The sequence below is a fragment of the Caballeronia sp. genome (genome assembly GCF_049581465.1).
In the GTDB taxonomy this organism is placed as follows: domain Bacteria; phylum Pseudomonadota; class Gammaproteobacteria; order Burkholderiales; family Burkholderiaceae; genus Caballeronia.
Window position 1 is genome coordinate 1 of record NZ_JBAUSA010001419.1, and the last position, 7,728, is coordinate 7,728.

At 59.1% G+C, this 7,728-nt stretch carries 8 protein-coding genes; 2 read left to right on the plus strand and 6 right to left on the minus strand.

Annotation, left to right across the window (positions count from 1 at the left end; all coding sequences use genetic code 11):
* From WCA53_RS34330 to WCA53_RS34355, 6 genes are all read right to left on the minus strand, one after another.
* Positions 1-434: aconitase family protein (locus WCA53_RS34330; RefSeq protein ID WP_423922746.1), on the minus strand; the 434-nt coding region annotated here is incomplete at its 3' end.
* Between the two features lie 81 nt (positions 435-515).
* Entirely contained in the window at positions 516-1,967 is a 1,452-nt protein-coding gene (locus WCA53_RS34335) for a bifunctional 2-methylcitrate dehydratase/aconitate hydratase (RefSeq protein ID WP_423922750.1), read from the minus strand.
* A gap of 21 nt (positions 1,968-1,988) precedes the next feature.
* Positions 1,989-2,504: a hypothetical protein gene (locus WCA53_RS34340; RefSeq protein ID WP_423922755.1), complete on the minus strand. Its 516-nt coding sequence runs from the start codon at positions 2,502-2,504 to the stop codon at positions 1,989-1,991.
* Positions 2,505-2,643: 139 nt separating this feature from the next.
* The gene (gene prpC, locus WCA53_RS34345) at positions 2,644-3,816 is read right to left on the minus strand and encodes a bifunctional 2-methylcitrate synthase/citrate synthase (protein WP_423922758.1); all 1,173 of its coding nucleotides are present in this window, start codon (positions 3,814-3,816) and stop codon (positions 2,644-2,646) included.
* A 27-nt stretch (positions 3,817-3,843) separates the two neighbouring features.
* Positions 3,844-4,839 carry an HpcH/HpaI aldolase/citrate lyase family protein gene (locus tag WCA53_RS34350; RefSeq protein ID WP_423922761.1) on the minus strand — a complete coding sequence of 332 codons (996 nt, stop codon included), beginning with the start codon at positions 4,837-4,839 and terminating at the stop codon, positions 3,844-3,846.
* Positions 4,840-4,974: 135 nt separating this feature from the next.
* Positions 4,975-5,961, minus strand: coding sequence for a malate dehydrogenase (locus WCA53_RS34355; RefSeq protein ID WP_423922764.1), 987 nt, complete (start codon positions 5,959-5,961; stop codon positions 4,975-4,977).
* Positions 5,962-6,528: 567 nt separating this feature from the next.
* Between WCA53_RS34355 and WCA53_RS34360 the strand changes: the two genes are divergently transcribed.
* The gene (locus WCA53_RS34360; protein WP_423922767.1) at positions 6,529-7,317 is read left to right on the plus strand and encodes a GntR family transcriptional regulator; all 789 of its coding nucleotides are present in this window, start codon (positions 6,529-6,531) and stop codon (positions 7,315-7,317) included.
* Between the two features lie 181 nt (positions 7,318-7,498).
* Positions 7,499-7,728: succinate dehydrogenase, cytochrome b556 subunit (gene sdhC, locus WCA53_RS34365; RefSeq protein ID WP_423922772.1), on the plus strand; the 230-nt coding region annotated here is incomplete at its 3' end.

The following is a 7,728-nucleotide window of genomic DNA, read 5'->3' on the forward strand; positions in this document are numbered from 1 at the left end:
TTATTCAAGAGCGCGAATTTCGAGCCGAACTCATCCACCTGCACAGAGTGATCGATGACCAGATCAACCGGCACGAGCGGATTGATTTTCATCGGATCGCCGCCGGCGCGCTTCATCGCGGCGCGCATGGCGGCCAAATCCACCACGCACGGCACGCCGGTGAAATCCTGCAGCACGACGCGCGAGACGACGAACGGGATTTCATCGGTACGATCCGCGACCGGCTTCCAGTTCGCCAGTTGCTTGATGTGCTCTTCGCCGATTTTCTTGCCGTCGTAGTTGCGCAGCACCGATTCCAGCACGATGCGGATCGACACCGGCAGGCGTTCGATCTTGACGTTCAGCGCCTTTCCGAGCGCGGGCAACGAGTAGTACTTGCCTTTGCCGGAACCGCTATCGAATTCCTTCAGCGTTTTATGGAGATTGTGGGCCATGTTTTATTTTCCTTTGCTTAAACGAGGAAATACCTTCGAAACGTTTTTACTAAAGCGTGTGACGAACGCGGAATAATTCAGTTAAATCACGTACAAATCGACGTATTCATTGACCGGCATGGCTTCGAGCGCTGCCTGGTCCAGCGATACCGCCAGGATCGCCTGCTGTTGCTTGCCCGGGAAACGTCGTGCGAGGTTGGTCTTGAACTTCTCCACCAGCAACGGAATGCCGTCTTCCCGGCGACGCTTGTGGCCGATCGGATATTCGACCACGACTTCATCGAATGTACTGCCGTCGGTGAATTCGACCGTCAGTGCATTGGCGATCGAACGCTTCTCCGGATCGTGATAATCCTTCGTGAATTGCGGGTCTTCCACGCATTCCATCTTCGCGCGCAACACGTCGATGCGCGGATCTTTCGCTACGGCATCCTCATAATCCGACGCTGTCAGGCGACCGTACAGTAGAGGCACGGCGATCATGTACTGGATGCAGTGATCGCGGTCGGCGGGATTATCGAGCGGACCCTTTTTATCGATGATGCGAATCGCCGCTTCGTGCGTGCGGATCGTGATCTTTTTCACGTCCTCCGCGCTCTTGCCCGTTGCCTTCAATTTGTCATGCAGCGTCACAGCCGCTTCCACTGCCGTCTGCGAGTGGAACTCCGCCGGAAACGAAATCTTGAAGAGCACGTTTTCCATCACGTATGAACCGTACGGGCGCTGGAACTTGAACGCGTTGCCCTTGAAGAGGACATCGTAGAAGCCCCACGTCTTGGCGGTCAGCACCGACGGATAGCCCATTTCGCCGGTCTTCGCGATCAACGCGAGACGCACGGCGCGAGAGGTGGCGTCACCTGCGGCCCACGATTTGCGCGAACCCGTGTTCGGTGCGTGCCGATACGTGCGCAGCGAATGTCCATCGACGAATGCCAGGGACACCGCATTGATCAACTCGTCGCGCGTGAGGCCGATCATCTGGCCGACTACCGCAGTGGACGCCAGTTTCACGAGCAGCACGTGATCGAGGCCGACCTTGTTGAACGAGTTCTCCAGCGCGATACAGCCTTGAATTTCATGCGCCTTGATCATGCCGATCAGGACGTCTTTCATCGTCAGTGGCTTTTTCCCGGTGGCGACGGCGTTGCGCGACAGCCAGTCGGCCGTGGCCAGGATGCCGCCCAGGTTATCGGACGGGTGGCCCCATTCCGCGGCAAGCCACGTGTCGTTGAAGTCGAGCCAGCGGATCATCGCGCCGATGTTGAACGCGGCCTGAACCGGGTCGAGCTGGAATGAAGTGCCCGGCACCTTGGCGCCATTGGGGACGATCGTTCCTGGCACGATCGGTCCCATCAGCTTGGTGCAGGCGGGGTAAGTCAGTGCTTCGAGTCCGCAACCGAGCGTATCGATCAGGCAATTGCGCGCAGTGTCGAGCGCCAGCGTGCTGTCGATCTTGCAATTGAGAACGTAGTCGACGATATCGACCAGTACGCGGTCCGGATCAGGCCGGACATTTGAAATCGGTGCGGACATCGAGAGTTTCCTAAATAAAACTTACTTCTTGATCAGTTCGTTCGATTGCGTAGGAGCCGGGGTGCCCATTGCGGTCATTTCAGCCGTCTTGCATTCGTCGGCGAGACGCGAACCGTCCTTGTCGGAGAACAGCATTGCCTTGGTCGGAATCACGACCAGGTCCAGACCCGATGCGGCGTCGTGGAAGCGGTCAGCCCCCGTCGTCGTGTCCTCGCGCGGCAATTGATACGACTTCTGGGCCCAGTTCACCGTGACGATCTGGTCACGCTTCATGTCGCCTTTCAGGAAGAAAGCCAGGCCTTCGTTACACGCCCATTTAGTCGAGCCTTCCGGAACCGGATCGGTCTTGGCCGCAGCGGCAGCTTCGGTCTTGGGCTTGCGCTTGATCAGGCGCTTGGCCGGAGCGGGGCGGCGAGCCTGCGCTTTTGTCGCGGCCGTAGCGGAAGCAGCGGTGGTTTGGGCGAGCGCGCTCGTGGTGGCGAGCATGCCTGTCGTGGATAGGGCGCCGATTACGGCAGCGATCAAAAATTTGTTCATCAGTGGCAGCCTTTCTAAAATCGTTTAATGTTCAATCGGGGCCGAAACAGCAAAATCTTTCGCGGTGAAATGATCTGCTGCATTGGCCCTTTTTTGCGAGACCGCGGGCCGGTTTTGGCCATCCGGCACACGCAGCGCGCTATTTTCGCTTATTTAGAGACAAGAACTTGAGATTTTCCGGTCCCGTGTAATTTGCGCTTGGCCGGATGATCTTGTTGTCGATACGTTGCTCGATGATGTGCGCGCTCCATCCCGCGGTGCGGGCGATCACGAACAGCGGCGTGAACATGGCGGTCGGCACGCCCATCATGTGATACGACACGGCGCTGAACCAGTCGAGGTTGGGGAACATTTTCTTCGCGTCCCACATCACCGTTTCCAGGCGTTCCGCGATATCGAAGAGCTTGGTGTCGCCGGCTTCCTTCGAGAGTTTCTTCGCGATCTCCTTGATCACCTTGTTACGCGGATCGGAGATCGTGTACACCGGGTGGCCGAAGCCAATCACGACTTCCTTTGCTTCCACGCGTTGACGGATGTCGGCTTCGGCTTCGTCCGGCGTTTGATAGCGCGACTGGATCTCGAAGGCAGCTTCATTTGCGCCACCGTGCTTCGGGCCCCGCAACGCGCCAATACCGCCGGTCAGCGCCGAGTAGATGTCCGAGCCCGTGCCCGCGATCACGCGGCACGTGAACGTGGACGCATTGAATTCATGCTCGGCGTAGAGGTTCAGGGAAGCGTGCATGGCGTCGATCCACGATTTCGACGGCGCCACGCCATGCAGCAGATGCAGGAAGTGGCCGCCGATGGAATCGTCGTCCGTCTCGACTTCGATGCGCTTGCCGTTATGCGAATAGTGGTACCAGTAGAGCAGCATGGAACCGAGCGAAGCCATCAGGCGATCGGCGATATCTTTCGCGCCCGCGATGTTGTGGTCGTCCTTCTCGGGCAGCAAAGTGCCGAGCACGGAGACGCCGGTGCGCATCACGTCCATGGGATGTGCGGACGCGGGAATCCACTCCAGCGCCGCCTTCAGGTTCGCGGGCAATCCCCGCAACGCCTTGAGCTTGGTCTTGTAGGCCTTGAGTTCGACGACGGTCGGCAACTTGCCGTGCACGAGCAGATACGCGATCTCCTCGAACTCCGACGCGCCTGCAATATCGAGGATGTCATAGCCTCGATAATGCAAGTCGTTGCCCGTCCTGCCAACGGTGCATAACGCAGTATTGCCCGCCGTCACGCCAGACAGCGCAACCGATTTCTTGGGCTTGAAACCGCCTGCGGCGGGTGCTTCCTTGCTGGAAATATCGCTCATTCGACCCAGTCTCCTGATAGAGGCACGCTATTCATCTTGTGAGAAGAGCGTCTTTGCGCTCTCGGGCAGGACTTGCGCCGCCGCTTTCGCGCGCCGCAGTACGGACCAGTAATATCGATAGCTCGCACGATCATGCAGCGTGTCCCGATAACGCGTCGGTCCCCACTGCACGTCCTGCGCCGCCAGCAGAATCTCAGCCGCGGTCGCCACTTCGTCGCTGCGCGGGAGGAAGGCGTCGACGATCGGCTGGATCTGATCCGGATGAATACTCCACATGCGCGTGTAGCCGAACTCGTTGCGGGCCCGCTGGGCATCGGTGGCAACCACGCTCATATCACGTACTTCCGTCGATACATTATGCGACGCCACCTTGCCATGAGCGTGACAAGCTGCCGCGATCTCGAGCTTTGCGCGTCGCACGAGCGGGTGATCGAACTGGCCGGGCGAGCGCATGGCGGTATCGGGGATCGCGCCGTTATGCGCGGACACGAAGTCCATCAAGCCGAAACTCAACGCCTCGACGCCGGGTAGCGCGGCCAATTCAAAGACTTCCGCCAGCGCGCCGTGCGTTTCGATCAGCAGATGACAGGCAATGGCGTGCTTAATACCCAATTCGCACCGCGATGCTTCGATGAACTCGATCATCTCGGCCGCCTCGAAGACGCTGCGAATCTTGGGCAACACAATATACGCGGGCGCCTTCCTGGCGGCGCGCAGGATGATGCGCACGTCGTCGCGCCAGGCGCGGTTCTGGAAGTCGTGAATGCGCACGCCCACGCGCCCGAACTTGTCGTCCTCGCTGCCCAAAAACGACGCCACCAGTTCCGCGTGCTCGACTTCCTGGCCGATCTGCGCGCCGTCCTCGCAATCAAGCGTGATGTCGAAAACGGGACCGAGTCGGGCCTGCAGCGCGAGCGATTTCCGGATCAACTTCTCGCTGCCCGCGTAGTGGTCGCAGGGTGGCATGACTGCGGGGGGCACTTCGCCTTCAAACAGCACTTCGGCGGGGGTGAGAGCGCGCATCGATCGTCGGCGTCGGATTAAGTGTGAGGTGGAACGGCGGATTCGGCTGCGCTTTTTTGAAGCTTGAAAAACGCAATCGAATCAACCGCGAGCGTCTTTTCGTTCGACAAGACGCTCGCGCAAGACTAAAACCGCTTACTTGCCGAGCAAGTGCGCGACGCCGTCGCGCTCTTCCAGCAATTCATTGAGCGTGCCCGTCATCTTTTCACGCGAGAACGCGTCGATTTCCAGACCTTCCACGCGTTTGTACTCGCCGTTTTCGCACGTCACCGGCACGCCGTAGATGATGTCTTCGGGGATTTCATACGAACCATCGGACGGAATGCCCATGGTGACCCACTTGCCGTTCGTGCCGAGGATCCAGTCATGCACATGGTCGATTGCAGCATTGGCCGCCGATGCCGCCGACGACAGCCCGCGCGCTTCGATGATCGCCGCGCCGCGCTTGCCGACCGTCGGGATGAACGTGTTGCGGTTCCATTCGTCGTCGCTGATCAGCTTGGTGAGCGACTCGCCTTCCACGGTGGCGAAGCGGAAATCCGGGTACATGGTCGGGGAGTGATTGCCCCACACGGCCAGCTTTTCAATCGATGCCACCGGCTTGCCCGACTTCGCAGCCAGTTGCGACAGCGCGCGGTTGTGGTCGAGACGCAGCATGGCCGTGAAGTTCTTCTTCGGCAAATCCGGCGCCGACTTCATCGCGATATACGCGTTCGTGTTGGCCGGGTTGCCCACCACGAGCACCTTCACGTCGCGACTAGCGACTTCGTTCAGGGCCTTGCCTTGCACCGTGAAGATTTCAGCGTTGGCGGACAGCAGGTCCTTGCGCTCCATGCCTTTCGAACGCGGACGCGCGCCGACCAGCAAGGCCACGTCGGCGTCCTTGAAGGCGACCTTCGGGTCGTCGGTAATCACCACGCCCGCGAGCAACGGGAATGCGCAGTCTTCAAGTTCCATCACGACGCCCTTGACGGCGGCTTGCGCGACCGGAAGGTCTAGCAACTGAAGGATGACCGGCTGGTCCTTGCCAAGCAAATCGCCATTGGCGATGCGAAACAGCAGCGAGTAACTGATTTGACCTGCGGCGCCTGTGACAACAACGCGCTTTGCGGACTTAGCCATTGAGAACACTCCTGAACGGTGCGTGAAACGCTAGGGAAAGCGCCATTTTAGGCGCGTTACGCGAAGCGTTGATGAAAGCGTGAGGGTCGAGACGCGCGGGCTGCGCTGGATCAGCCGATGGCACCGCCCGATGGCGCACATCGGCGCACATCCCATCGGCGTTTCCGGCCGCATGCCGGCGGGCGCGACTCGATCTCCATGCTGGAAATCCGGCCCTTTGAGCTTGGAGTTTGCGCTAGATGTGCGCCCGATCAGCGCCTGGGGCGTCGCGTATTTCGGAGGGGCACGCGAGCCGCGAGCGCGATGCACTCGCTTTTCGCTGCGCGAACACGAAATCCGTTCGGCTTGGAGCGATGAGCGGAGGGCAGTCTTGAAAGGTCAACCTGCGCCGGACTGCTCTCCGGCCACGCCTTCAACGACAGGCGCAATGTCCTGCAAACCCTTGCTCGCCAAGGAGTGTAGGAGTCGCGGAGATCAAAGTCAACAGTATCTTATGTCTTATATAAGACATAGGAATCAGCGGGAAAGCTCTGGACGGGGCGCGGGCCTTTATGATGAAATGCGCGGATGAATCCAAACCCAGCGGGCAACGCGAACTCTCCCGGCGGACCGGGCGTGACGGAAGTCGCGTCGGCGTCGTCGCCGACGTTCAGCCCGTTGTACCAGCAGATCAAGGCGTTGATCACGCAGGGGCTCGAATCGGGCGAATGGAAGCCCGGAGAACTCATCCCCAGCGAAGTCGAACTGGCGGTGCGCTACAAGGTGAGCCAGGGCACGGTGCGAAAAGCTATCGACGAACTCGCCGCCGACAATCTCCTGGTTCGCAAGCAAGGTAAGGGTACGTTCGTTGCGACGCACAACGAAGATCGCGTACAGTTCCGCTTCTTGCGCCTGTTGCCGGAAGACGGCGACCTGCATCCGCACGTCAGCCGGCTGCTGGAATGCCGGCGCTTGCGTGCGCCTGCTGAGATTGCGCGGCAGTTGGACCTGAAACCCGCCGATCCGGTAGTCTGTATCAAGCGGCTGCTCCAGTTCGATGACGTCACTACGGTGTTCGACGAAATCTGGCTACCCGGCATGGTCTTTCGTGGTCTTACGGCCGAGCGACTGGCAGATTACAAAGGCCCGCTTTATGCCATGTTCGAAACCGAGTTCGGCACGCGGATGATCCGGGCGTCGGAAAAGATCCGGGCAGTGGGTGCCGATTCCGTCGTCGCGGAATTGCTCGGTGTGGAAATGGGTTCGCCGCTGCTTTCGGTCGAGAGGGTGTCATACACGTATGGAGATCGACCGGTTGAAGTACGGCGTGGGTGGTATGTCACGAATGGCTATTACTATCAGAACGATTTGAGTTGAAAAGAACGTGAGAAGTAACGTGAGAAGCAACGTGGCAAGCGCTTCGCCGTCGCCGCGCAAGGCCGCTGGAAAGGCGTTCTAACGCGATTTGGAAAAGCTTGTTGTGTATCGTTTCGCTGCAGCGCGTTATAAAAAGGCGCTAAAATCGCGGACTAGTGTGATAACAAAGTTGGGGTCTAGCATGGCTGAAGCCGTAAAAAAACCAAGGCCTGAGTACCGGAATATCGGAATTGCTCAGTTAGCGTCTTATCGCTTGCCACTAGCGGGAAAGGTTTCGATCCTGCATCGCATCAGTGGCTTGCTGCTATTCATATCGTTGCCATTTCTGCTTTACTTGCTGGACCAGAGCCTGACGTCGGAAATCTCCTTCGACACCTTCAAGGGCTTTCTCGCTAATCCCCTCATCAAGAT